Genomic DNA, 20,890 nt, shown 5'->3' on the forward strand with positions numbered 1-20,890 from the left:
TCACGCCTTCTTCGCGCGGCTCGGCGCCACCCGCGGCGGCTCGTTGGGCATCTTCGGGTAGACCGGCGGCCACGGCGCGTCCATCAGGCCGTTCGCCATGTCCGCTTCGGACATCGCGAGCAGCGGCTCGATCGACTGCGGCCGCTCCCCCGCGCCGGCCCACGGGTCGCCGCGTCCGGCCACCCGGGCGGGCACCGTGCTCAAGGTGAGCGTGTCCGGCTCCACCGTGTCCAGTTCGTCCCAGCCGATCGGCGTCGACACCTGGCCGCCCACCCGCGGCCGCACGCACCAGGCGCCGAACACGGTCTTGTGCGGCGCGTTCTGGTTGAAGTCGACGAACACGCGCGAGCCGCGTTCCTCCTTCCACCACTGCGCGGTGATCTTCTCCGGGTGACGGCGTTCGAGCGCCCGGGCCAGCGCGACCGCCGCGGCGCGCACCTGGAAGCTGTCCCAGCGCGGTTCGAGCAGCACGTACAGGTGCAGGCCCCGCGAACCCGACGTCTTCAGGTGGCCTTCGATGCCGTGCTCGGCCAGGAACTCCCGGGTCAGCACCGCCGCCTCGCGCAGCTCGTCGAAGCCGATGCCGGGCGACGGGTCGAGGTCGACGCGCAGCTCGTCGGTGACCTCCGGGGTGCCCGCGCGGTACGGCCAGACGTGGAAGCCGAGGCAGCCGAGGTTCACCGCCCACAGGATGTGCGCGAGGTCCTTCGCCACCAGCGCGTCGCTCGTCGTGCCGTTCGGCGTCGAGACGACGGTGGTGCTCAGCCACGGCGGTGCGCCCTTGGGCACGCGCTTCTGGAACCAGTTCTTGCCACCCGCGCCGTCCGGGTAGCGCTCCAGCAGCAGCGGGCGCCCGCCGAGCCGGGCCAGCAGCGGCTCCGAGATCGCGCGGTAGTACTCGACGAGGTCGAGCTTCGTCTCGCCGCGCTCCGGGAAGTAGACCTTGTCCGGGCTGCTGATCTTGACCTCGACGCCGTCGACGTCGAGCAGCACGGCCTCGCTCATCGCGCCTCCCCGAACAGCTTGGCGAGCTCGGCGGGCGGCGCCTCGTCGAGCTGGGCGTACGTGCAGGACTCCGGGGTGCGGTCGGGCCGGAACCGGACCAGCCGCCCGCCGTGGCGGAACCGGCCACCCTGCAGGTGCTCGTAGCGGACCTCCGCCACCCACTCGGGCCGCAGCGGCTCCCAGGAGAGGTCCTTCTGCGGTGCCCAGCGGCTCATCGCGCCCGGCTGCCTGCCGGCCGGGGGCTCGTACTCGGCCCACGACCGCCACGGGTGCCCTTCCAGCGCGTTCTCCCGCAGCGGCGCCAGCTCGTCGACCAGCTCCGCCCGCCGCACCTTGGTGAAGCTGCTCGCCACCCCGACGTGGTGCAGCACCCCTTCGTCGTCGAACAGCCCCAGCAGCAGCGAGCCGACCCCGGCGCCGTCCTTGTGCCAGCGGAACCCGGTCACGACGCAGTCGGCCGTGCGCTCGTGCTTGACCTTCAGCATCACCCGCTTGTCCTGCTCGTACGGCAGGTCCGCGGGCTTGGCCATGACCCCGTCGAAACCCGCGCCCTCGAACCGGGTGAACCAGTCCTCGGCCTGGGCCGGGTCGTCGCTCAGCGGGGTCAGGTGGACGCGCTGGAGGCCTTCGGCGTCGGTGCGGAGGATGCTTTCCAGCTGCTTGCGCCGCTCGCGGAAGGGCACCTCGGTGAGGTCGGTGTCGCCGAGGGCGAGCAGGTCGAACGCGACGAAGCTGGCCGGCGTCTCCTCGGCGAGCTTGCGCACGCGCGAGGCCGCCGGGTGCAGCCGCAGCTGCAGCGCCTCGAAGTCGAGCCCCGCGGGCGTGACCAGCACGATCTCGCCGTCCACGACGCAGCGGGGCGGCAGCGCGGCGGCCAGCAGCTCGACCAGCTCCGGGAAGTAGCGGGTCAGCGGGCGGTCGTTGCGCGACCCCAGCTCGACCTCGTCGCCGTCGCGGAACACGACGCAGCGGAAGCCGTCCCACTTGGGCTCGTACAGCAGCCCCGGGTCACGAGGCACCTCGTGCACGGCTTTCGCGAGCATCGGCCGCACCGGCGGCATCACGGGCAAGTCCACTGCGCGAGCTTAAAACACGGGTACGACATTTCTGGGCGTGATACACACTGACTCGTGACCACCGAACGCCCCGCACCGCCCCTGACCGGGGGCGAGCGCGAAATGCTCCGCACGTTCCTCGACTTCCACCGCGCCACCCTCGCGATGAAGTGCGACGGACTGTCCGACGAGGACCTCCGCCGCGCCGCCAGCCCGCCGTCGACGCTGTCGCTGCTCGGGCTCGTCCGGCACATGGCCGAAGTGGAGCGCACGTGGTTCCGGCGGGTGATCAACGCCGAAGACATCCCCCTGCGGTGGTCGGCCGAAGGCGACTTCCAGGCCGCCTACGACGCGAGTTCCTCCACGCGCGCGGAAGCCTTCGCGGCGTGGCAGGAAGAAGTGGAGCACTCGCGCAAGATCGAAGAAGCGGCCGAGTCCCTCGACGTCACCGGCCACCAGCCGCGCTGGGGCGAGGACGTGTCGCTGCGGCTGGTGATGCTGCACATGATCCACGAATACGCCCGGCACAACGGCCACGCGGACTTCATCCGGGAAGCGATCGACGGCGTCACGGGGGCCTAGTGGACGTGCTCGCGTGGCTGCTCGACTCGGACCCGGCCCTGCGCTGGCAAGTCGAGCGGGACCTCGCGGGCGCCCCACCGGAAGTCTGGGAAGCGACGCGCGCCCGGGTCGCGTCGGAGGGGTTCGGCGCGCGGCTGCTCGCGGCGCAGGACCCGGACGGCCGCTGGGCGGGCGGCGCGTTCTTCCCGGCCGGCTTCCGCGGCGACGAGCCCCAGCCGTGGACGGCGACGACGTGGTCGTTGAACGCCCTGCGCGAGTGGGGTCTCGACGCCGCGGTACTGGGTGACACGGCCGGGCGGCTGGCCGCGAACTGCCGCTGGGAGTACGACGACCTGCCCTACTGGGACGGCGAAGTCGACTGCTGCATCAACGCCTGGACCCTGGCCAACGGGGTGTGGCTCGGCGCGGACGTCGCCGGGATCGCGGACTGGTTCGCCACCCACCGCCTCCCGGACGGCGGCTGGAACTGCGAGTGGGTCGAGGGCTCGACGCGCTCGTCCGTCCACTCGACACTCAATTCCCTCAAAGGCTTGCTGGCGCACGAGAAGGCGACCGGAGGCACGGCGGAAACGCGCGAAGCCCGCCGCGGCGGCGAGGAGTACCTGCTGGAACGCGGGCTGTTCCGGCGGTTGTCGACGGGGGCGGAGCTGGCGCCGTGGGTGCGTGAGTTCGGCTACCCGATGCGCTGGCACTACGACGTCCTCAACGCGGCTTCGTACTTTCGCGACGCCGGACGGCGCGACGAGCGGATGGCGGCGGCGATCGAGCTGATCCGCGCGGCCCGGCAGCCGGACGGGACGTGGCTGCAGCAGCGGACCGACACCGGGCGCGTGTGGTTCCCGGTGGACGTCCCGGCCGGCGAGCCGTCGAAGTGGCTGACGTTCTTCGCGACGCGTGTCCTGGACTGGTGGGACGCCCGCTGAAGCTCCGCGGCAAGCGCCCCAATGGCGGCCGCGTCGAGTGGCGCCGGGCGGCCCTGCGGTGTCTTGAATGAGTCATTCAGGACCTCCGAAGACCTTAATGAGTCATTCAAGACGCGAGCGCAGCCGCAGCCGACCGGCCACCTTGGGGCGCTCGGCGCGAAAGCCCGGTGACCACTTCACGCAGCGCTAAAGCTCCGCGAGCACGAGCCCACTGCGCGGCTTCGGCGTGAAGTACGTGGCCTTGCGCGGCATCCGCCGCCCCGCCGCGTGCACCGCGAGGACGTCCGCGTGGCTGACCGGGGCCAGCAGCACCACCGCGTCGGCGTCCGCTGGCACCGGGCGGCCTTCCGGCAGCGGGTGCATGCACGGTCCGTCCGGGTCGATCCCGAGCGCCTCGGCGAACAGCACCCGCTCGACGATCTCGTGGTCGATCACCGGGGCCGGCACGTCGGGCTTCGGCAGCACGACGCGCAGCACCGCCGTGCCCGCGCGCACCACCGCCTCGCCGGTGACCGGGACGGCGTGCTCGTCGTAGCGCACGTCGAGGCCCGCCGCCGACCAGCGGGACACCAGGTCCTCCGGGCCGAAGCCGGTGCCGGTGAGGACCCGGTGGATCGCGCCGATCCGCAGTTCCGGGCCCGCGGTGACCAGGGCGAGCAGGCCGCCGTGCCCGGCCGCCGCGGCCGCGGCCACGCGGTGGTTGCCGTCGGCGACCAGCAGTTCCGCGGCGCCGGCCGCGGCGAGCAGGCGGTGCTGCAGCGGTCCGGCGGGGACCACCCACAGGTCGTGCCGCCGCCCGGCGGCGTCCGAAGTGGACAGATCGGGCAGGCCGAGCGCGCCGCACGCGCGGGCGACCTCGGCGGTCAGCAGGTCGCCGCCGGCGGCCGGGACGAGCAGGGCCGCGCTGGTCGCGCAGCCGAGCCCGGCGAGCACGGCCGCCCGCTCGGTCACGACGTCGGGGTAGACGTCCTCGGTGTGCCGGACCCGCGCGGTGCCGTCGTCGGTCACCGCGGCCGGGTCGACCAGGCAGAGCAGGCCGAGCGCGACGCCGTCGGGCCCTTCGATCCGGTACGGCGCGACGACTTCGCGCACCGGCCGGTACGACCGCTTGCGGAGCCGTTCGAGCGCCGCGCGGGCGACCGGGACGGCGGCGGCCAGGTCGAGGCCCCGCGCCAGCGCCGCGGGCGTGCGCGCGGGGTGCTGCACGGCCAGCAGGGTGTCGCCGGCCCCGGGCGCGGCCAGCGCGTCGATCACCCGGTCGGGCTCGGCGAACTCGTCGACGTCGGGGCCGGGGACCGCGTCGCGGACCACCCAGCCCCGCCCGATCGGCCGGATCCAGTCGCTCACCCCTCCCATCTTGCGCGATGAGCGCGGCGACGGAAATTCGCTGGGGTGCGGTGCCTCCCGGTGGAATGCTTAGGACTGCAAAGTAGTTGACCCCGGACATGACCGCCCCGAGGAGCAGCCCGCCGATGACGACAACCGCCGCCACCAGCGTCAAGGGGGTCGGCTTCCGTTCGGAACGCGGCCCGGTGCTGGTCGCCGTCATGCTCAGCACCGCGCTGGTCGCGCTGGACAGCACGATCATCGCGACCGCGGTGCCGTCGGTGGTGCGCGACCTCGGCGGGTTTTCGCAATTCCCGTGGCTGTTCTCGATCTACCTGCTGACCCAGGCCGTCACGGTGCCGCTCTACGGCAAGTTCGCCGACGTCCTCGGCCGCCGCCCGGTGATGTTCTTCGGGATCGCGGCGTTCCTCGTCGGCTCGGTGCTGTGCGGCGCCGCGTGGAGCATGCCGGTGCTGATCGCCGCCCGCGCGGTGCAGGGCATCGGCGCCGGTGCGATCCAGCCGATGTCGATGACGATCATCGGCGACCTCTACACGGTGGAGGAACGCGCCAGGGTCCAGGGCTACGTCGCCAGCGTCTGGGGCGTCGCGTCGGTGGTCGGCCCGACCCTCGGCGGCGTGTTCGCCGAGTACCTGGACTGGCGGTGGATCTTCTTCATCAACCTGCCGCTCGGCGCGATCGCCGCGCTGATGCTGCACCGCAACTTCGCCGAGCGCGTCGAGCGCAAGCCGCACAAGGTCGACTACACCGGCGCCGCGCTGCTCACCATCGGCTGCTCGCTGGTGATCCTGGGCCTGCTGGAAGGCGGCGTCGCGTGGGCGTGGGGCTCGCTGCCGAGCGTGGCGATCTTCGTCGTGGGCGCGGCGCTGCTGGTGGCGTTCGTGCTGGTGGAGAAGCGCGCGGCCGAGCCGGTGCTGCCGCTGTGGGTGTTCACCCGGCGGATCCTGGTCGGCGGCAACCTGGTCGCGGTCGTGGTCGGCGCGGTCCTGATGGGCCTGACGTCGTACCTGCCGACGTACGCGCAGGGCGTGCTCGGCGCGGGCGCGCTGGTGGCCGGGTTCGCGGTGGCGGCGCTGACGGTCGGCTGGCCGATCTCGGCGTCCCTGGCGGGCAAGATCTACCTGCGCATCGGCTTCCGCGACACGGCGCTGATCGGCAGCGTGTTCATCATCGCCGGCGGCGTGCTGGTGGCCACGCTCGGCGCGACGTCGTCGATCTGGTCGGCCGCGATCGCGGCGTTCGTCCTCGGCATCGGCCTCGGCCTGGCCGCGAGCCCGACGCTGGTGGCGATCCAGTCCGTCGTCGGCTGGGACCGCCGCGGCGTGGTCACCGCGACGAACCTGTTCAGCCGCTCGCTGGGCAGCGCGGTCGGCGCCGCGGTGTTCGGCGCGATCGCCAACGCCACGCTGGCCTCGCGGTTCGCGAACCCGCCTGCGGAGGTCGCGGGCAAGCTGCCGCCGTCGGTGGACGCGACGAGCCTGGTGCTGGGCGGCCACGCCGACTCCCCGGTCGCGACGTTCGTCCGGGGCGCGCTGAACGACGCGACGCAGTACGTGTTCGTCGGCCTGCTGGCGGTGGCGGTGCTGTCGGTGCTGGCGCTGCTGCTGATGCCGCGCAAGACCGAGCAGCTGGAGTTCTAAGCGTCGGGGAAGACGAGTTCGGCGGTCATCCCGTCGGCGAGCAGGAAGTAGCCGAGGAACGTCACGCCGTCGTCGCGCGCGTCGAACCGGGCGATCCGGACGCCTTCCGGCTCGTAGAAGACGTCTCCCGGCCCGAGCACGGTCTCCGGGCCGCCCTCGATCTGGTAGACGGCCGAGCCCGTTTCGATGCTGCCGAAGACGGGTCCGTTGTGGACGTGCAGCCCGGCGGCGTGGCCGGGGGCGATGGTGATCCGCCGGATCTCGACCCGCGAAGTCGCCAGCGGGGCCGGCAGTTCCTGGTCGAGGACGATCACGCGGCTCAGCGGTTCGGTCGGCACGGCATTCCCCTTCAGCGGGTCTTCAGCAGCGCGAGGATCCCCTCGATCGCCTGCTCGAACGGCTCGGTGCGGTCCGCGGCCCTGGCGAGGACGTAGCCGCCCTGCAGGGTCGCGACGATGGCGGCCGCGGTGGCCGCCGGGTCGAGCCCGCCGTCGTCCTCCGCGACGACTTCGGCGAGCCGGGTGCGCAGCCAGGAGAACGTCTCTTCGACCGGCGCCCGGAGCGCGGGCGCGGCCATGACGTCCGGGTCCTGTGTCAGCCGCCCGACCGGGCAGCCCCGCAGGACGTCGCGCTCACGGCGGAGGTACGCCGCGATGCGTTCGCGCCCGGTGCCGGGCCCGGACAACTGCGCTTCGGCGGCCGCGCGCAGCTCCTCGGCGGTGCGGTCGATGGCCGCGCGTGCCAGCTCCTCCTTGCCGGAGAAGTGGTGGTACATGCTGCCCTGGCCGGCGCCGGCGAGCTGCTGGATGGTCTTCGGGCTGGTCCCGACGTACCCGCGCTCCCACAACAGGGTGCGGGTGCTCTCGATGAGGCGCTCCCTCGTGTCCACGCAGCCGAGTGTACATACCAGTAGGTACAGTCAGTTCTGCAGGGGCATCAGGTCCGCCTGGAAGTGCGCCAGGAACTCCTCGAAGTCGCCGTGTCCGGGCCGGATGACGAACTTCGTCAGGCCCGCTTCGATGTGCTGCTCCACCAGCCGGCGCGCCTCGGACCAGCTGGTCGCGACCAGATCCTCGACCGGCACGCCCGGCTGCCGCTTCGCCGCCGCGGCCAGCAGCTGGTCCGGCACGCCCTTGTCGGCCACCGCCAGGCTGAGCCCGAAGTGGTCGGCTTCGATCTCGCGCCCGGCTTCCGCTGCCGCCTCCTGGATCGCGATGCGGGCGGCCCGCGCCTGGGCCGGCGTGTGGAAGCTGCCGAGCCACCCGTCGGCGAGCCGCCCGGCCCGGCGCAGCGCGGCCGGCGCCGCTCCCCCGAGCCAGACGTCCAGCCGCTTGGCCGGGCGCGGCCCGAGGTGGACGCCGTCGACCTGGAAGAACTCGCCGTCGAACGAGACGTCGTCCTCTTCGAGCAGCCGCCGCAGCAGGGTCAGCGACTCGTCGAACACCGCGGCGCGCCGCCCGGCGGGCACCGGGAAGAGGTCGTGCTCGGCGGCGCGGGCCGGGCGCAGCCCGAAGACCGGGAGCACCCGCTTGGGCGCAAGACCGGCCAGGGTGAGCAGCTGCTTCGCGACGAGCACCGGGTGCCGGCCGGGCAGGATCGCCACGCCGGTGCCGACCTTGAGCTTCGCCGTCGTGGCGAGCGCGTGCGTCATGCCGATCATGGGATCGACTTCGGGCGAATAGACGAGTTCGGACAGCCAGAGCGAGTCGACGCCGGCGTCCTCCAGCCGCCGCGCCAGCCCGGCGAACTCGCCGGGTCCCGTTCCCGCCGACGGCGCGACGCCCAGCCTGATCTTCAGCACGGTTCCTCCCGGAAGGCTCTCCAGGGGCAACGCGCCGGGCGGCCGGGAATTCCTCAGCCGGTCGCGGCGATGACCCGGCTCAGCGCCGCGTGCAGCGCCTCCAGCTCGGGCAGGTCCATCCCCAGCTTCTCGACGACCTGGTACGGGATCTTCTCCGCCTCCGCCCGCAGCGCGCGGCCCTGCTCCGTCAGCTCGACGGTCAGCTGCCGCTCGTCCTCCCGGCTGCGGGCGCGCGTCACGTACCCCAGCGCCTCCAGCCGCTTCAGCAGCGGCGAAAGCGTCGCGGGCTCGTGCCGCAACGACGCGCCCAGGTCCTTCACCGAACGCGGCGAGCGTTCCCACAGCGCGAGCATCACCAGGTACTGCGGATGGGTCAGGCCGTACGGCTCGAGCAGCGGCCGGTAGATCGCGATCACGCTGCGCGAAGCCACCGACAGCGCGAAGCACACCTGCCGGTCCAGCTTCAGGGGGTCCTCACCCAGGTCGATCATGGCGCCGATCCTACTGTGTCGTCGATCGCGCTAATGATTAGCGCACTAAGCATTAGTGTACTATCCAACTCATGGAACGACCGAGTGTGCTCCGCTGGTTCGGTTACGCGGTGGGCGTGCGGCTCCCCGAGCGCCTCAACGACTGGGTGCTGCACGATGCGACGTCGAAGCATTGGCGCGCGCGGTACGTGCTCCAGCGCTCGGTCGGCATCCTGCCGCTGTGCGCGGTGTGGCTGCTGCTGCCCGGCTCGATCTGGCTGCGGCTCTCGCTGGTCCTCATGGCCGCGCTCGTCGCGTACTTCTACTCCTGCGCGTACATGGAGGAGAGCATCGAGCACCGGCTCGGCAGGCAGGGCTTCCCGCACAACACCGGGCGCCGCCTCCGGGCCGAAGCCGCCGAGGCGGAGAACGCCGAGGCGACCGCCCGCTACCTCGCGCGCTACCGGACGTCGCCGGAGAGTTAGCTAGAGTCGGGGGACGATGAGACGCAAGCTCCGGCCGCCGATCCCGCCGCGCCACGGGCTGGACCCCGCCCGGCTCAAGCTCCCCGCCGAGGGCGAGTGGCCGACCCTGCTGGCGCACCTCGTCGACCGGCTGCCCCGTGTGGCGCCCTCCCGCATCGAGGAAATGCTGCGCGAGGAGCGCATCCACGGCCTCGACGGCCCGCTCGGCGTCGACACGCCGTTCGAGCCCGGCTCGTTCATCTGGTTCCACCGCGACCTGCCCGACGAGGTGCCGGTCCCGTTCGACGTCCGCGTCGTGCACCGCGACGAGCACCTGCTGGTCGTCGACAAGCCACACTTCCTGGCGACCATCCCGCGCGGGCAGCACATCCTCGAGACGGCGCTCGTGCGGCTGCGGCGCGAGCTGGACCTGCCGCACCTGTCCCCCGCGCACCGGCTCGACCGGGTCACCGCCGGCCTGGTGATGTTCGTGATCACGCCGGAGCTGCGCGGGAAGTACCAGACGCTGTTCCGCGACCGGAAGGTCCACAAGGAATACGAGGCGATCGCGCCTTTCCGCGCCGCCTTGGAGCTACCACGAACCGTGCGCAGCCGGATCGTCAAGGAACGCGGGGTGCTCGCCGCGCGCGAGGAGCCGGGCGAGCCGAACGCCGAGACGCACGTCGAGCTGCTCGAACACCGCGACGGGCTGGGGCGGTACCGGCTGCGGCCGTCGACCGGCCGGACGCACCAGCTGCGCGTCCACCTCAGCGGGCTCGGCGTCCCCATCCTCGGCGACGACTTCTACCCGGAACTGCGGGAAAAACCGCTCGGGGACTTCACGAAGCCGTTGCAGCTGCTGGCGAAGGTGCTCGCCTTCGACGACCCGGTCACCGGGACACCGCGGCGGTTCACCAGCGGGCTGCGGCTGTCCGCCTGGGACGACCTCGACGCGTGGGCGGCGCCCCCGGCGTGATCCGGGAGCGCCGCCGTCGCGTCACTTGCGCCAGAACTTCACGCCGCTCCACTGCACGGTGATCGGCCCCGCGCCGCTGGCGGTGCGGTAGCTGCCGAACTTGTCGTAGTAGCTGCCGCTCGCGCTGGAGATCGTCTGCTTCAGCGAGCCGTTGAGGTACACCTTGTGCGAGCTGCCGACCTGGTTGATCGTGTTGACGCGCACCGACGTGCCGACGGTCGCGCCGCTGCCGAGCGTCGCCCCGCCCTCCACCGCGTACAGCCGGCCGCCCTTCTCGACGGCCAGCATGAAGTACGGCCCGGCGTTCGAGCCGTCGCGGAAGGTCTGCTTGAGACTGATCCGGGAGCCGGTCATGCTGGTGATCTTGAACGAGCCTTCGAACTGGTGGGTGCCGCCGGTGTAGGTGGTGTAGCGGCGTTCCGCGCGCTGGTCACCACTGGCCGTCGAGCAGGTGAGCTGGAAGGTGAGGCCGGAGACCTGGCCGCACCCGCGTTCCTGCTCCGAGTAGCCCGGCGACTCCGGGGTCCACGGACCCGTCCCGACCTGGGCGTTCGCCGCGGGGGCGAGGATCGCGAGCCCTGCCGCGACCGCCACGACCACACCCGCACCGTGAATTCTGCGCACCGTCGACCTCCTGGGTCACTCGAGGCGGCGGTGGTGTGACTGTACGAGCCCGCGCCGTCACGGACAAGAGTTTCCGGGGCCGTGTCGAATCCGGCCGTGCCCGTTCGACAGACTCGTGAAGGCACCACCGATTCTCCGAGGAGCACCCATGCGCACCCTGATCTCCACCTCGTTCGTCTCGCTCGACGGCGTCGTCGAAGCGCCCGGCGGCGAGTCCGGCTACCGCAACGCGGGCTGGACCTTCAAGGACGTGGAGTTCGAGCCCGCCGCGTACGAGATCAAGGGCACCGAGCAGGAGGAGTCCACCGCGCTCCTGCTCGGCCGCGTCAGCTACGAGGCCTTCGCGCCGATCTGGCCCACCATGACCGTCGAGTTCGCCGGCTACAACGCGATGCCGAAGTACGTCGTGTCGACCACGCTCCAGGAGGCGGACCTGGTGGACAACTGGGGCGAGACGACGATCCTGCGGTCGCTGGACGACGTCGCCGCGCTCAAGGAGACCGAAGGCGGCCCGATCATCGTCAACGGCAGCGCCACCCTGAACCGGTCGCTGGCCGACGCGGGCCTGATCGACCGCCTGCACCTGCTGGTGTTCCCGGTGCTGCTCGGCGCCGGCAAGCGGCTGTTCAGCGAGACCGACAAGGACAAGCAGAACCTGAAGCTGATCGACAGCGCGTCCTACGGCAACGGGATCCAGAAGCTGGTGTACGAGTTCGTGCGCTGACGGGTCGCGGTCCGGCCGAAGGTTCACGTACAACATCTGTTCGAACATCCACGATGTCATGAAAGGGTCGTTCACCTCGTCAGACGACATGAACGACCCTTTCACGACATCCCGATCCCGGCGACGCCGGGCTGACGACGCGGCAAGGCAGGACGGAGCCGTCGTCACCGGGCCGCGAGCGCCGTCATGACTTCGCCGGAATCCTTGTCGCAGATCCCGCCAAAGTAGAACATCTGTTCGAACATCGTGTACGGTCGGACCCATGACGACCCCGGCACTGCAGGCATCGCTGTTCGGCGAATCCGGTCCCGTCACGCTGCACGCGCTAGCACCACGACGGACCGAACTCGGCTCGGGCGCGTGGATCGACGTCCAGCCCGGCTGGCTCGAGGGCGCCGGCGAGGTGTTCACCGACCTCGTCACCGGCGTCCCGTGGCAGGCCGAGCGGCGCCGGATGTACGACCGGCTCGTCGACGTGCCCCGCCTGCTGTGCTTCTACGGCGAAGCGGCTCCGCTCCCCCACCCCGTGCTGGCCGAGGCGCGCGCCGCGCTGAGCGAGCACTACGCGGGCGAACTCGGCGAGCCGTTCCGCACGGCGGGCCTGTGCTACTACCGCGACGGCCGCGACAGCGTCGCCTGGCACGGCGACACGATCGGCCGCGGCAGCACGGAAGACACGATGGTCGCGATCGTCTCGGTCGGCGCGGCCCGCCAGCTGGCCCTGCGCCCCCGCGGCGGCGGCGAGTCCCACCGCTACGCCCTCGGCCACGGCGACCTGATCGTCATGGGCGGCTCGTGCCAGCGCACGTGGGAACACGCGATCCCGAAGACGAGCCGCGCGGTCGGGCCGCGGATCAGCATCCAGTTCCGGCCGCGCGGGGTGCGCTGAGTCCACAGTGGACAGCGCGGCGGCCCCGTAGCATGGCGTGGTGCACACCCTCGCCGAACCACCCCTCTTCAGCCGTCTCGGCTCCGCGCGCAGCGTGCTCGTCTCGGGCGCCGGCGGCGGTTTCGACGTCTACGCCGGCATCCCGCTGGCGGTCGCGCTGCGCGGCCAGGGCAAGGACGTGCACTTCGCGAACCTGGCGTTCAGCGACCTGAACCGCCTCGACCTCGACGACTGGGCGGCCCCGGGCGTCGCGCGGGTGCACCCCGGCAGCGCGGGCGACGACGCGTACTTCCCCGAGCGGACGCTCGCCCGCTGGCTCGGCACCCAGGGGTGGCCCGCGGTCGTCCACGCCTTCCCGCGCGTCGGTGCCCGGCCGCTGCGGGCGGCGTACGAGGATCTCGCCGGCCTGCTCGGCGTGGACGCGGTGGTGCTCGTCGACGGCGGCACGGACATCCTGCTGCGCGGGGACGAGTCCGGGCTCGGCACGCCCGAAGAGGACATGGCGAGCCTCGCCGCGGTGGCCGCGCTCGAGGGCCCCGACCGCGTCGTCGTCAGCCTCGGCTTCGGCATCGACGCCTTCCACGGCGTCTGCCACGCCCACGTGCTGGAGAACCTCGCCGCCCTCGACCGGGCCGGCGGGTACCTGGGCGCGCTGTCGATCCCGTCGGCCTCCCCCGAAGCCGCGGCCTACCTGGACGCCGTCGCGGACGCGAACCGCGCGACCCCGGACCGGCCGAGCATCGTGCAGGGGCAGATCGCCGCCGCGCTGCGGGGCGAGTTCGGGGACGTGCACTCCACCACCCGCACCGCGGGCAGCGAGCTGTTCGTGAACCCGCTGATGGGCGTCTACTTCTCGGCGGACCTGGCGATCCTGGCCGCCGAGGTCGGCTACCTCGCGGAGCTCGCCACCACGGACACCGCCCTCGAGGTCGCGATGGTCATCGAAGCGCACCGCGACCGCGTCGGCCGCGGCGGGCCATCCCGCACTGAGGCTCAGTCGACCAGGACCGGCAGCTCGTCCAGGCCGTACACAATGGACACCTGGCGGAACGAAAGGTCCTGCTCCGGCACCGCGAGCCGCAGGTTCGGGAACCGCTTGACCAGCGCCGGGTACGCCGTGCGCAGCTCCATGCGGGCCAGCTCCGCGCCGATGCAGCGGTGGATGCCGTAGCTGAACGCCAGGTGGGACGTCGGCTCGCGGGTGGCGTCGAACTCCTCCATGCCCGCGCCCAGCTTCGGGTCGCGGTCCGCGGCCGACAGCGACACCAGCACGATGTCACCCTCGGCGATGTGGACGCCGGCGATTTCCATGTCCTGCTTGGCGAAGCGCGGGAACGCCATCTGCACCACGGTCAGGTAGCGCAGCAGCTCCTCGACGAAGCGGTGCACGGACTCGTCGTCACCGCGGACGGCTTCGAGGGCCTTCTCGTCGCGCAGCAGCACCAGCGCGCCGAGCGCCAGCATGCTCGCGGTCGTTTCGAGGCCGCCGGTGAGGACGCCGTCGGCGAGGCCGGCCAGCTCGCGGTCGTCGATCTCGTCGCCGTGTTCCTTGATCAGCATGCCGAGCAGGCCGTCGCCGGGCTCTTCGCGCTGCTTCTTGACGATGTCGAGCAGGTAGGTCAGCGACTCCGACATCGCGCCGAGCGACGCGCCGGCGCCGCCGAAGAGGTCGAAGCGGGCGGTGCTCAGCCGCTGGAACTCGGCGCGGTCCTCATAGGACACGCCGAGCAGCTCGCAGATGGTCAGCGACGGGATCGGCAGCGCGAACGCCTGCCACAGGTCGACCGGCCCTTCCGTCTTGGCCATGGCGTCGAGCTGCTCGGCGACGATCTCGTCGATCCGCGGCGCCAGCCTGCCGAGCCGGCGCATGGTGAACTCGGGCGTGAGCAGCTTCCGCAGCCGCGTGTGCACCGGCGGGTCCGCGAAGCCGAGGCCGCCCGGGTTCTGGTCGGCGGTCACCCCGGCGTTGCCGACGAGGTTGCCGAAGTCGCTGGAGAACCCGGAGACCTTGCCGAGGACGGCCTTCGCCTCGTCGTAACCCGTGACCAGCCAGGCGTTCATCCCGAAGGGCAGGTCGAGCTTGCCGATCGGCGCCTCGGACCGGCGCGCGGCCAGCTCGGCGACCGGGTCGAGCCCGTCGCGCTTGAGCGGCAGCAGCGCCGAATCGGGCAGGAGCGACGACATCTTCTCGAGGTCGAAACCCTTTTTCGACTGCCGGGCGAGGTACCGGCGGCCGACCCAGCCCAGTACCCGTGAGCGGAGACTCCCCATGCACCCGACAGTACCGCACTAGCCCGATCGGGTGACCGACGGCGAGACGGGACTCACCCCCGGACCTCCCGGTTCGCGGTGATCAGCCCGTGCTCGCTCGCGGCGTAGTGGAAGTACGGGCGGCCGGAGTCGTCGGCGCCGGCGAACGACGTCTTCGAGCGCCCGTCGGCCTCGGTGTTGACGCCGTTCGTCCGGGCCAGCACGCCCGAGGAGCTCAGCCACTCCCGCGACGCGCGCACCGGCCGCCAGCTCCGGCCGTCGCCGGTGAGGTCGCCGAGCACCTTGGTCATCTCGGCCGCGCCGGAGATCCGCAGGTTCTGGTCGTCGGTGATGTTCGCGGTGGCGTCGGTGGTCAGCGGGTAGGACCACGTGTGCCGGGCGGCGGACCGGACCCGGCCGTCCACTGTGGACACCGAGGTCTGCTGCCCCGCGTCGGCCTGCACGACGTGCTGGGTGAAGCCGCCGCCGGTGACGTCGTCGCTGTTGCGGTAGTCGCGGGTGCGCTCGACGCGCGTGTACACGCGGCCGGCGGAGGTGTCGACGTAGCCCGCGGTCACGTCGTGGCGCTTCGCGGTGACGGTGACGTTCACGCCGCCGTCGATGTCCTTCACCGCGGTCCGGCGGTCCGGCGCCGCGGCCACGTCGTGCTGGGTGACGGCGCCGGACGTGCGCGCCGCGTTTTTGTCGGTGTGGAGCAGTAGCGTCGGGACGACGGTGAACTCGCCGCCGATGTCAGGGAAGGAGAAGGAGAAGTCATGCGTCCCGCCGTCCACGAGCCGGCCGACGAACGGCGTCACGTCGTAGGTTTCGGCGTGCAGGCTGAAGGTGTCGATCGCCACGATCGGCCGCCACAGCTGCGGCACGATCCCGCCGGAGTAGATGTGCGGGAAGGTGAACGCGCTGCCGGCGGGCGTCCCGTCGATCGCGAAGTTCGCTTCGCGGTACGGCCCCTTGCCGCACAACCCGGCGGCGGGGTACTTCGCCGAGACCTCGTCGGGGACGTCGTCGAACCACTGCTCGTCGCAGGCGTGGCCTTCGAGGGTGACCTCGAGGTAGGCGCGGGTGATGTTGCGCGGCAGGTCTTTCGCGGTGAAGTGCACGGTGGGCGCCGCGGGGGTCGCGTCGGCGTGCCCGAACCCGGCGACGTGGTCGGCGACCTCGGGCGCGGGGTGCCTGGGGTCGGCCTGGTAGTAGGTGAGCGTCACGGTCTGGGCGTAGACGCCGGTGTAGATCGGCGAGTTGTAGTTCTCGATGCCGCCGTGGAAGGGCTGCGGCGTGCGCAGCAGCGCGGTGTAGGGCGTGAGGTCCTTGTCGAAGTGGTAGGTGATCGCGCGCCGGCCCTCACCACTGGGCTCCTCGGTCGTCCCCCACCAGACCTCGGTCCCGCCGATCCGCAGATCGCCGATCCGGTCGTACTGCCGCCCGCTCACGGTGACGGTCTGGTCCATGACGACCTTCGCCCACGGCCCCGGGCAGGCCTTGGGCGGCGCGAGCGTGCCCTCGTAGAACCGCGGCGTGCCGTCGGCGGCGTTGGAGCGGAAGGCGTCGGCGAGGGTGACGGTGCAGTGCGCGGTATCGGGCCGCGTCACGGCGGGCGCGGCGGTCACCGGGTCGTCGGTGTCCCCCTCCACGACAGGCGAAGCCGAGGCGACGGCCCCGGAGAGCACCCACGCCAGCACCAGTGACACGACGATCGTGAAGATCCGCACCCGGACTCCTCCCAGCGGCAGGTTCACCCGGCAGGGAGCCTAGCCGCGCGATCATCCGACTATCGGCGGGAATCAGCCTCTGAAACGTTTCAGATCGTGGTAGGCTCACGCCTTCTCAGCGAGGGGGTGCGGTGGTCGGCATCAAGGACGTCGCCAAGCGCGCGGGCGTCTCGATCGGCACGGTGTCCAATGTGGTCAACCGGCCGGAAGTGGTGGCCACGGCCACGCGCAACCGGGTGCTGTCGGTGATCGAAGAGCTCGGCTACGTCCGGGACGAGTCGGCGCGGCAGCTGCGTGCCGGGCGCAGCCGCATCATGGGGCTGCTGGTGCTCGACCTCGGGAACCCGTTCTTCGTCGACGTCGCCCGCGGGGCCGAGCAGGCCGCGCACGCCGAGGGCCTCAACATCATCACCTGCAACAGCGGCCAGCGCTCCGACCTCGAGGCGTCGTACCTCGCGATGTTCGCCGAACAGCGGGTCCGCGGGGTGCTGCTGAGCCCGGTCGCCACGTCGGGGGAAGCCCTGCGCGCGTTCCGGCGCAGCGGCACGCCGTACGTCTTCGTCGACCGCAAGGCACCGGCGTCGGAGGCGAGTTCGGTGGCGGTGGACGACATCGCGGGCGGCGCGCTCGCGGCCCGGCACCTGCTGGAGACCGGCCACCGGCGGATCGCGTTCGTCAACGGCCCGGCGATCCTCGCCCAGTGCCGCGACCGCGAACAGGGCGTCCGCACGGCCCTCGCCGGCTCGGCGGCGGAGCTGACGGTGCTGGAGGCGATCGGCCTGGACGTCACCTCGGGCCGCGACGCGGGCGCGCGCCTGCTCGGCACGAGCCCCCGGCCCACGGCGGTCTTCTGCGCGAACGACCTCCTCGCCCTCGGCGTGCTGCAGGCCATGGTGGGCGCGGGCGTCCGCGTCCCCGAGGAGATGGCGATCGTCGGCTACGACGACATCGAGTTCGCCGGCGCCGCGGCGGTCCCCCTCACGTCGGTCCGCCAGCCGGCCCGCCGCCTCGGCCGCACGGCAGCGGAACTCCTGCTGGCGGAGACGGCGGACACGACGGTCGAACGCCAGGCGGTGGTGTTCACCCCGGAACTGGTCGTCCGCGAATCGACCCGGATTCGCCGATAGCCTCGGATCGTGGTGTTCGACTCCGCCCGGTTCGACCTCCAGCCCTGCGCCGGTGTGCCGCGGGAGCGGTAGGGTGGCCGCGTCGCTGGCCGCCGGGGACGCCCTGCTCGAGGAAGCCGAATCCGCCGCCGCCTTCCTGACCACGCACCTCCTCACCCGGCACGCACGCCGGCGCGCGGAGCAGGCGCCCGCCCGGGAAGACGCGCGGGTGCGCGTCTTCCCGGCGAGCGCGGCTGGCCGAACCGGTCACCCTGGCCGACTTGGCCGCCGAGATCCACCTCGTCCGGGTGTTCAAGGCGGCGACCGGCGAGACGCCGCACCGGTACCTCACCCGGCTGCGGGTCGAGGAGGCGAAGCGGCTGCTGCGCGGCACGGACCTCGCGCTCGACCGGATCGCCGCCCGGTGCGGGTTCGCCGGCCCCGGTCCGCTGCCGGCCGCCTTCCTGCGGCACACCGGCGCCCGCCCGTCGGCCTACCGCAATTCCTGAGCGGTGCACCGCAATCCCGGACCGCACCGGGAAGGTCGAACGCCGCTTCGCTTACGAGGGCGCGGAAAACCCGCAGCCGAGCGGCTACCGGCCGCCCGCGGGCTCACTTCGAATACGTGATGAAATAGATGACGACGCCGATCAACGCGAGCACTTCGGAGAGCACGAACGTCGAATAACCCATCGTCTGCAGTTTCCCGCGCGCTTCCGGCTGCCGCGCGGTACCATTGATGACGGCCGCGAAAATCAGGCCGACGCCGATTCCCGGGCCGATCGCGCCGAGTCCGTACCCGATGGCCGCCAGGCCGGGGTTGATGTTGGTTGTCTGGGCCAGAACGATGTCGCTCATGGACATTCCCCTTCACATCGCCGAGCAGAAGAATCGTCGGGGCGGGAATTCGGGAACCGAGTGTCCGGACGCCATGAGGATATCACAAAAACACCGTGCGGCTCGGCCGCTAAGCCAGCATCGCGTCGTAGGCGGCCATCACGAGCCCGAGCCCGCGGGCGTACCCGTCCTCCCAGCGGACCTGGTTCATCACGTACGCCACCGTCATCCGGAGGTCGGCGTCGGCGAGCACCACCGAACCACCCCAGCCGCCCCACGAGCACGTGCGGCCTTCCAGGCGGTAGCCCAGTCCGTAGCGCATCGGGGTGCCGAGCACGCGGTCCACGCCGTGGAACTGCTCCTCGAAAACGCGCTCGGCGCCGGCCGCCGACAGGAGCCGGACGCCGCCGGCCACTCCCCCGCACGCGAGTGCCGACTGCAGGACGGCCACCGACCGCGCGTTGCCGTAACCGTTGACGGCGGGCAGTTCCGCGCGCCGCCAGGCCACCGGGTGCGAATCCGACACCCCGAGCAGGAAACCCGGCGGCTTGTCGCCCGACGGATCGGCGAGCAGCGGCGCGACCCGGTGGTCGTGCTCGGCACCCAGTCCGATGTGGAAGTCGGCGCCCGCCGGGCCGGCGACCTCCTCGGCGAAGAAAGTGCCGAGGCTGCGACCGGTGACGCGGCGGACGACTTCGCCGATGAGGAACCCGAACGTGACGGAGTGGTACCCGCCCGCGCTGCCCGGCGCCCACCGCGGAGCCTGCGCCGCCAGCCGCGCCGTCACGGCAGGCCAGTCGTAGAGGTCTTCGACGGCGATCGGCCCCTCGAAGTCGGGCAGGCCGGCGGTGTGCCCGAGCAGGTGCCGCACCAGCACGGTTTCCTTGCCCGCGGCGGCGAATTCGGGCCAGTACGCCGCGACCGGCGCGTCCAGGTCCAGCTCGCCGCGGTCGGCCAGGACCAGCGCGCACAGCGCCGTCATCGTCTTGGTGGTGGACCAGACGTTCGTGATCGTGTCGCGGTCCCACGCCGTGGTGCGCGCCGCGTCGAGGTGGCCGCCCCACAGGTCGACCACCGGCTCCCCGTCGACGACGACGGCGACCGAAGCGCCCACGTCGCCGTCGTCCAGCGAGGCCCCCAGCGCCTCGCGGACCTTGTCGAACTTCTCGTCGCAGTTCCCGTTGATGTCGGCCACGGCGGCAAGGTAACCCCGCCGGGCACCGGCGCACGAACCATTTTCCGCGTCCCGGCGAAAAGATCTGCTCGACCTTCCGGTCCAGCGCAATTCCGCCGGTGGCACCACCGGGAATTGCGCGTACCCGTTCGGCCGAAAGCCGGGGAACGGGAAAGGGGGTAACGTCGGCCGCCGGTCCACCGCCCGAGGGGAAGGCCGAACCGTGCCGTACACCCGTTTCCGCTACATCGCCTACGAAGTACCGACCGCCACCCACCGCCTCGGCCAGGCGGTGAAGCCGCTGGCGGGGTTGCCGCCCGGCAAGCTGTGCGACCCGGTGGCCGACATCACCGTGCCGAAAGCGCCCGAAAGCACGGACTGGTTCATCCGGCTGCGGCGGCTGGCCGCGGTGGTCAACATCGCGCTCGCGAACCTGGGCGGCGACGACCCCGACACGCTGAAGGTGTTCGTGGCGCCCGAGTTCTACCTCCGGCCCGCCGACCCCGCGACGAGCCACACCTACCCGGCGGAGGAGTTCCCGCCGCTCTGGGACGCGCTGGAAAAGATGTTCCGGACCGCGCGGCTCAAGCACTGGCTGATCGTTCCGGGCTCGGTGCTGTGGCATTCGAAGATGATGGGCGAGAACGCGCCGATCTACTACAACAGCGTTTTGTACCTGCGCGGCGGTACCGGCGGCGGCGAGGCCGGGCGCATCGAAAAGAAGCTGGCCTCCGACATGGACGGAATACCGGCCCAGTCCGCCGTCGGGAGCTCCACCGACCCATTGGTGAAAAAGGCCTACTCGGAAGCGGCGTTCGTCCGGGAGCGGTTGTTCGAAATCGACGCGAAAGCGACGTTCGGCCTCGAAATCTGCCTCGACCACCGCCTGAACGTCCTCAAGCAGACCCTCGCCGACCGCCAGGCCGACCTCGGCGACCCGTGGAAGCGCGGCGGGCCCGCCCTGCACGTGCTCACCGCGGGCGGCATGCCGCTGCGCCCGGGAGCGGTCGCCGCCCGCACCGGCGGGTACGTCCTGCGCAACGACGGGTACGCCGACCCGCCCGCTTCGGAGCTGCGCAAGGTGACCGGGTACCAGCTGCCCTCCAGCGCGCCGGGTCAGCCGTGGGACGACAAGGCGGTCGCCACCCTCGAAGCCGATCCCGGCACCGCCGTCGAGGTCACCCTCCGGGGCGAGGCCGTGCTCGTGCCCCCGATCGCCGGACCGGGCAGCTACGACATGCCGGTCCAGCGGCTGCGGATCTACCCGCCCCTGCCGCTGCCCTGAGCCCCGCC

General features: G+C 71.9%; 22 protein-coding genes and 1 pseudogene. 11 read left to right on the top strand and 12 right to left on the bottom strand.

Features of this window, described 5'->3' with window-relative positions:
• On the bottom strand, nt 1-1,005 hold the full coding sequence (gene ligD, locus EIY87_RS11460) for a non-homologous end-joining DNA ligase (protein ID WP_125307676.1): 1,005 nt from the start codon (nt 1,003-1,005) through the stop codon (nt 1-3).
• The gene (locus EIY87_RS11465; RefSeq protein ID WP_191984053.1) at nt 1,002-2,081 is read right to left on the bottom strand and encodes an ATP-dependent DNA ligase; all 1,080 of its coding nucleotides are present in this window, start codon (nt 2,079-2,081) and stop codon (nt 1,002-1,004) included. Before EIY87_RS11465 ends, ligD begins: the two co-directional genes overlap by 4 nt.
• A 54-nt stretch (nt 2,082-2,135) precedes the next feature.
• On the opposite strand from EIY87_RS11465, the gene EIY87_RS11470 reads away from it, so the two are divergent.
• Both EIY87_RS11470 and EIY87_RS11475 read left to right on the top strand, forming a co-directional pair.
• Entirely contained in the window at nt 2,136-2,642 is a 507-nt protein-coding gene (locus tag EIY87_RS11470; RefSeq protein ID WP_125307677.1) for a DinB family protein, read from the top strand.
• Entirely contained in the window at nt 2,642-3,565 is a 924-nt protein-coding gene (locus EIY87_RS11475) for a squalene cyclase (RefSeq protein WP_125307678.1), read from the top strand. The genes EIY87_RS11470 and EIY87_RS11475 overlap by 1 nt, the downstream gene beginning before the upstream one ends.
• A gap of 186 nt (nt 3,566-3,751) precedes the next feature.
• Here the strand turns inward: EIY87_RS11475 and EIY87_RS11480 are convergent, their stop codons facing one another.
• Nucleotides 3,752-4,912 carry a DUF1015 family protein gene (locus EIY87_RS11480; RefSeq protein ID WP_125307679.1) on the bottom strand — a complete coding sequence of 387 codons (1,161 nt, stop codon included), beginning with the start codon at nt 4,910-4,912 and terminating at the stop codon, nt 3,752-3,754.
• A gap of 125 nt (nt 4,913-5,037) precedes the next feature.
• Between EIY87_RS11480 and EIY87_RS11485 the strand changes: the two genes are divergently transcribed.
• A complete protein-coding gene (locus tag EIY87_RS11485) occupies nt 5,038-6,552 on the top strand; it encodes an MDR family MFS transporter (RefSeq protein ID WP_125307680.1) in 1,515 nt (504 codons plus the stop codon).
• On the opposite strand, the gene EIY87_RS11490 is transcribed toward EIY87_RS11485, so the two are convergent.
• From EIY87_RS11490 to EIY87_RS11505, 4 genes are read right to left on the bottom strand one after another with little or no spacing between them, the layout of a single operon-like run.
• A complete protein-coding gene (locus tag EIY87_RS11490; RefSeq protein WP_225439822.1) occupies nt 6,549-6,890 on the bottom strand; it encodes a cupin domain-containing protein in 342 nt (113 codons plus the stop codon). The two genes, EIY87_RS11485 and EIY87_RS11490, sit on opposite strands and share 4 nt — an antisense overlap.
• 11 nt (nt 6,891-6,901) lie before the next feature.
• Nucleotides 6,902-7,441, bottom strand: coding sequence for a TetR/AcrR family transcriptional regulator (locus EIY87_RS11495; RefSeq protein ID WP_125307681.1), 540 nt, complete (start codon nt 7,439-7,441; stop codon nt 6,902-6,904).
• A 30-nt stretch (nt 7,442-7,471) separates the two neighbouring features.
• The gene (locus EIY87_RS11500; RefSeq protein ID WP_125307682.1) at nt 7,472-8,353 is read right to left on the bottom strand and encodes a TIGR03854 family LLM class F420-dependent oxidoreductase; all 882 of its coding nucleotides are present in this window, start codon (nt 8,351-8,353) and stop codon (nt 7,472-7,474) included.
• A gap of 53 nt (nt 8,354-8,406) precedes the next feature.
• On the bottom strand, nt 8,407-8,844 hold the full coding sequence (locus EIY87_RS11505) for a MarR family winged helix-turn-helix transcriptional regulator (protein WP_125307683.1): 438 nt from the start codon (nt 8,842-8,844) through the stop codon (nt 8,407-8,409).
• Between the two features lie 71 nt (nt 8,845-8,915).
• Here EIY87_RS11505 and EIY87_RS11510 point away from each other — a divergent pair, with 71 nt between their 5' ends.
• The gene (locus tag EIY87_RS11510) at nt 8,916-9,308 is read left to right on the top strand and encodes a DUF5313 domain-containing protein (RefSeq protein ID WP_225439823.1); all 393 of its coding nucleotides are present in this window, start codon (nt 8,916-8,918) and stop codon (nt 9,306-9,308) included.
• A 16-nt stretch (nt 9,309-9,324) separates the two neighbouring features.
• Entirely contained in the window at nt 9,325-10,263 is a 939-nt protein-coding gene (locus tag EIY87_RS11515) for an RluA family pseudouridine synthase (protein ID WP_125307684.1), read from the top strand.
• A 21-nt stretch (nt 10,264-10,284) separates the two neighbouring features.
• Here EIY87_RS11515 and EIY87_RS11520 read toward each other — a convergent pair whose 3' ends face one another.
• Nucleotides 10,285-10,887 carry a hypothetical protein gene (locus EIY87_RS11520; RefSeq protein WP_125307685.1) on the bottom strand — a complete coding sequence of 201 codons (603 nt, stop codon included), beginning with the start codon at nt 10,885-10,887 and terminating at the stop codon, nt 10,285-10,287.
• Between the two features lie 148 nt (nt 10,888-11,035).
• On the opposite strand from EIY87_RS11520, the gene EIY87_RS11525 reads away from it, so the two are divergent.
• The 3 genes and pseudogenes from EIY87_RS11525 to EIY87_RS11535 form a co-directional block, all read left to right on the top strand.
• The gene (locus tag EIY87_RS11525) at nt 11,036-11,611 is read left to right on the top strand and encodes a dihydrofolate reductase family protein (RefSeq protein ID WP_125307686.1); all 576 of its coding nucleotides are present in this window, start codon (nt 11,036-11,038) and stop codon (nt 11,609-11,611) included.
• 262 nt (nt 11,612-11,873) lie between these two features.
• Entirely contained in the window at nt 11,874-12,500 is a 627-nt protein-coding gene (locus tag EIY87_RS11530) for an alpha-ketoglutarate-dependent dioxygenase AlkB (RefSeq protein ID WP_125307687.1), read from the top strand.
• Nucleotides 12,501-12,915: 415 nt separating this feature from the next.
• Nucleotides 12,916-13,374, top strand: a pseudogene (locus EIY87_RS11535) (DUF1152 domain-containing protein); the annotation flags it as partial.
• Between the two features lie 119 nt (nt 13,375-13,493).
• On the opposite strand, the gene EIY87_RS11540 reads toward EIY87_RS11535, so the two are convergent.
• Nucleotides 13,494-14,771, bottom strand: coding sequence for a cytochrome P450 (locus EIY87_RS11540; protein ID WP_191984054.1), 1,278 nt, complete (start codon nt 14,769-14,771; stop codon nt 13,494-13,496).
• Nucleotides 14,772-14,824: 53 nt separating this feature from the next.
• Nucleotides 14,825-16,480, bottom strand: coding sequence for a peptide-N4-asparagine amidase (locus EIY87_RS11545; RefSeq protein ID WP_125307688.1), 1,656 nt, complete (start codon nt 16,478-16,480; stop codon nt 14,825-14,827).
• 131 nt (nt 16,481-16,611) lie between these two features.
• Between EIY87_RS11545 and EIY87_RS11550 the strand changes: the two genes are divergently transcribed.
• Both EIY87_RS11550 and EIY87_RS48320 read left to right on the top strand, forming a co-directional pair.
• Entirely contained in the window at nt 16,612-17,607 is a 996-nt protein-coding gene (locus EIY87_RS11550) for a LacI family DNA-binding transcriptional regulator (RefSeq protein ID WP_125307689.1), read from the top strand.
• Nucleotides 17,608-17,867: 260 nt separating this feature from the next.
• Nucleotides 17,868-18,095: a helix-turn-helix domain-containing protein gene (locus EIY87_RS48320; RefSeq protein ID WP_225439824.1), complete on the top strand. Its 228-nt coding sequence runs from the start codon at nt 17,868-17,870 to the stop codon at nt 18,093-18,095.
• A gap of 103 nt (nt 18,096-18,198) precedes the next feature.
• Here EIY87_RS48320 and EIY87_RS11560 read toward each other — a convergent pair whose 3' ends face one another.
• Together EIY87_RS11560 and EIY87_RS11565 are read right to left on the bottom strand one after the other, a co-directional pair.
• Nucleotides 18,199-18,444 (bottom strand): ATP synthase subunit c family protein, encoded by a 246-nt coding sequence (locus EIY87_RS11560; RefSeq protein WP_125307690.1) that lies wholly within the window; start codon nt 18,442-18,444, stop codon nt 18,199-18,201.
• A gap of 109 nt (nt 18,445-18,553) precedes the next feature.
• A complete protein-coding gene (locus EIY87_RS11565) occupies nt 18,554-19,618 on the bottom strand; it encodes a serine hydrolase domain-containing protein (protein WP_125307691.1) in 1,065 nt (354 codons plus the stop codon).
• A 202-nt stretch (nt 19,619-19,820) separates the two neighbouring features.
• On the opposite strand from EIY87_RS11565, the gene EIY87_RS11570 reads away from it, so the two are divergent.
• Nucleotides 19,821-20,882, top strand: a complete 1,062-nt coding sequence (locus EIY87_RS11570) for a hypothetical protein (protein ID WP_125307692.1) — start codon at nt 19,821-19,823, stop codon at nt 20,880-20,882.
• Nucleotides 20,883-20,890 lie beyond the last annotated feature (8 nt).

Origin of the sequence: Amycolatopsis eburnea, assembly GCF_003937945.1 — a bacterium.
Taxonomy (GTDB): Bacteria; Actinomycetota; Actinomycetes; order Mycobacteriales; family Pseudonocardiaceae; genus Amycolatopsis; species Amycolatopsis eburnea.

Bases quoted from the DNA above. Each gene is read 5' to 3' on its own strand.
- EIY87_RS11560 (WP_125307690.1), bottom strand. From the start codon at position 18,444: ATGAGCGACATCGTTCTGGCCCAGACAACCAACATCAACCCCGGCCTG.
- EIY87_RS11530 (WP_125307687.1), top strand. From the start codon at position 11,874: ATGACGACCCCGGCACTGCAGGCATCGCTGTTCGGCGAATCCGGTCCC.
- EIY87_RS11515 (WP_125307684.1), top strand. From the start codon at position 9,325: ATGAGACGCAAGCTCCGGCCGCCGATCCCGCCGCGCCACGGGCTGGAC.
- EIY87_RS11505 (WP_125307683.1), bottom strand. From the start codon at position 8,844: ATGATCGACCTGGGTGAGGACCCCCTGAAGCTGGACCGGCAGGTGTGC.
- EIY87_RS11510 (WP_225439823.1), top strand. From the start codon at position 8,916: ATGGAACGACCGAGTGTGCTCCGCTGGTTCGGTTACGCGGTGGGCGTG.
- EIY87_RS11525 (WP_125307686.1), top strand. From the start codon at position 11,036: ATGCGCACCCTGATCTCCACCTCGTTCGTCTCGCTCGACGGCGTCGTC.
- EIY87_RS11540 (WP_191984054.1), bottom strand. From the start codon at position 14,771: ATGGGGAGTCTCCGCTCACGGGTACTGGGCTGGGTCGGCCGCCGGTAC.
- EIY87_RS11485 (WP_125307680.1), top strand. From the start codon at position 5,038: ATGACGACAACCGCCGCCACCAGCGTCAAGGGGGTCGGCTTCCGTTCG.
- ligD (WP_125307676.1), bottom strand. From the start codon at position 1,005: ATGAGCGAGGCCGTGCTGCTCGACGTCGACGGCGTCGAGGTCAAGATC.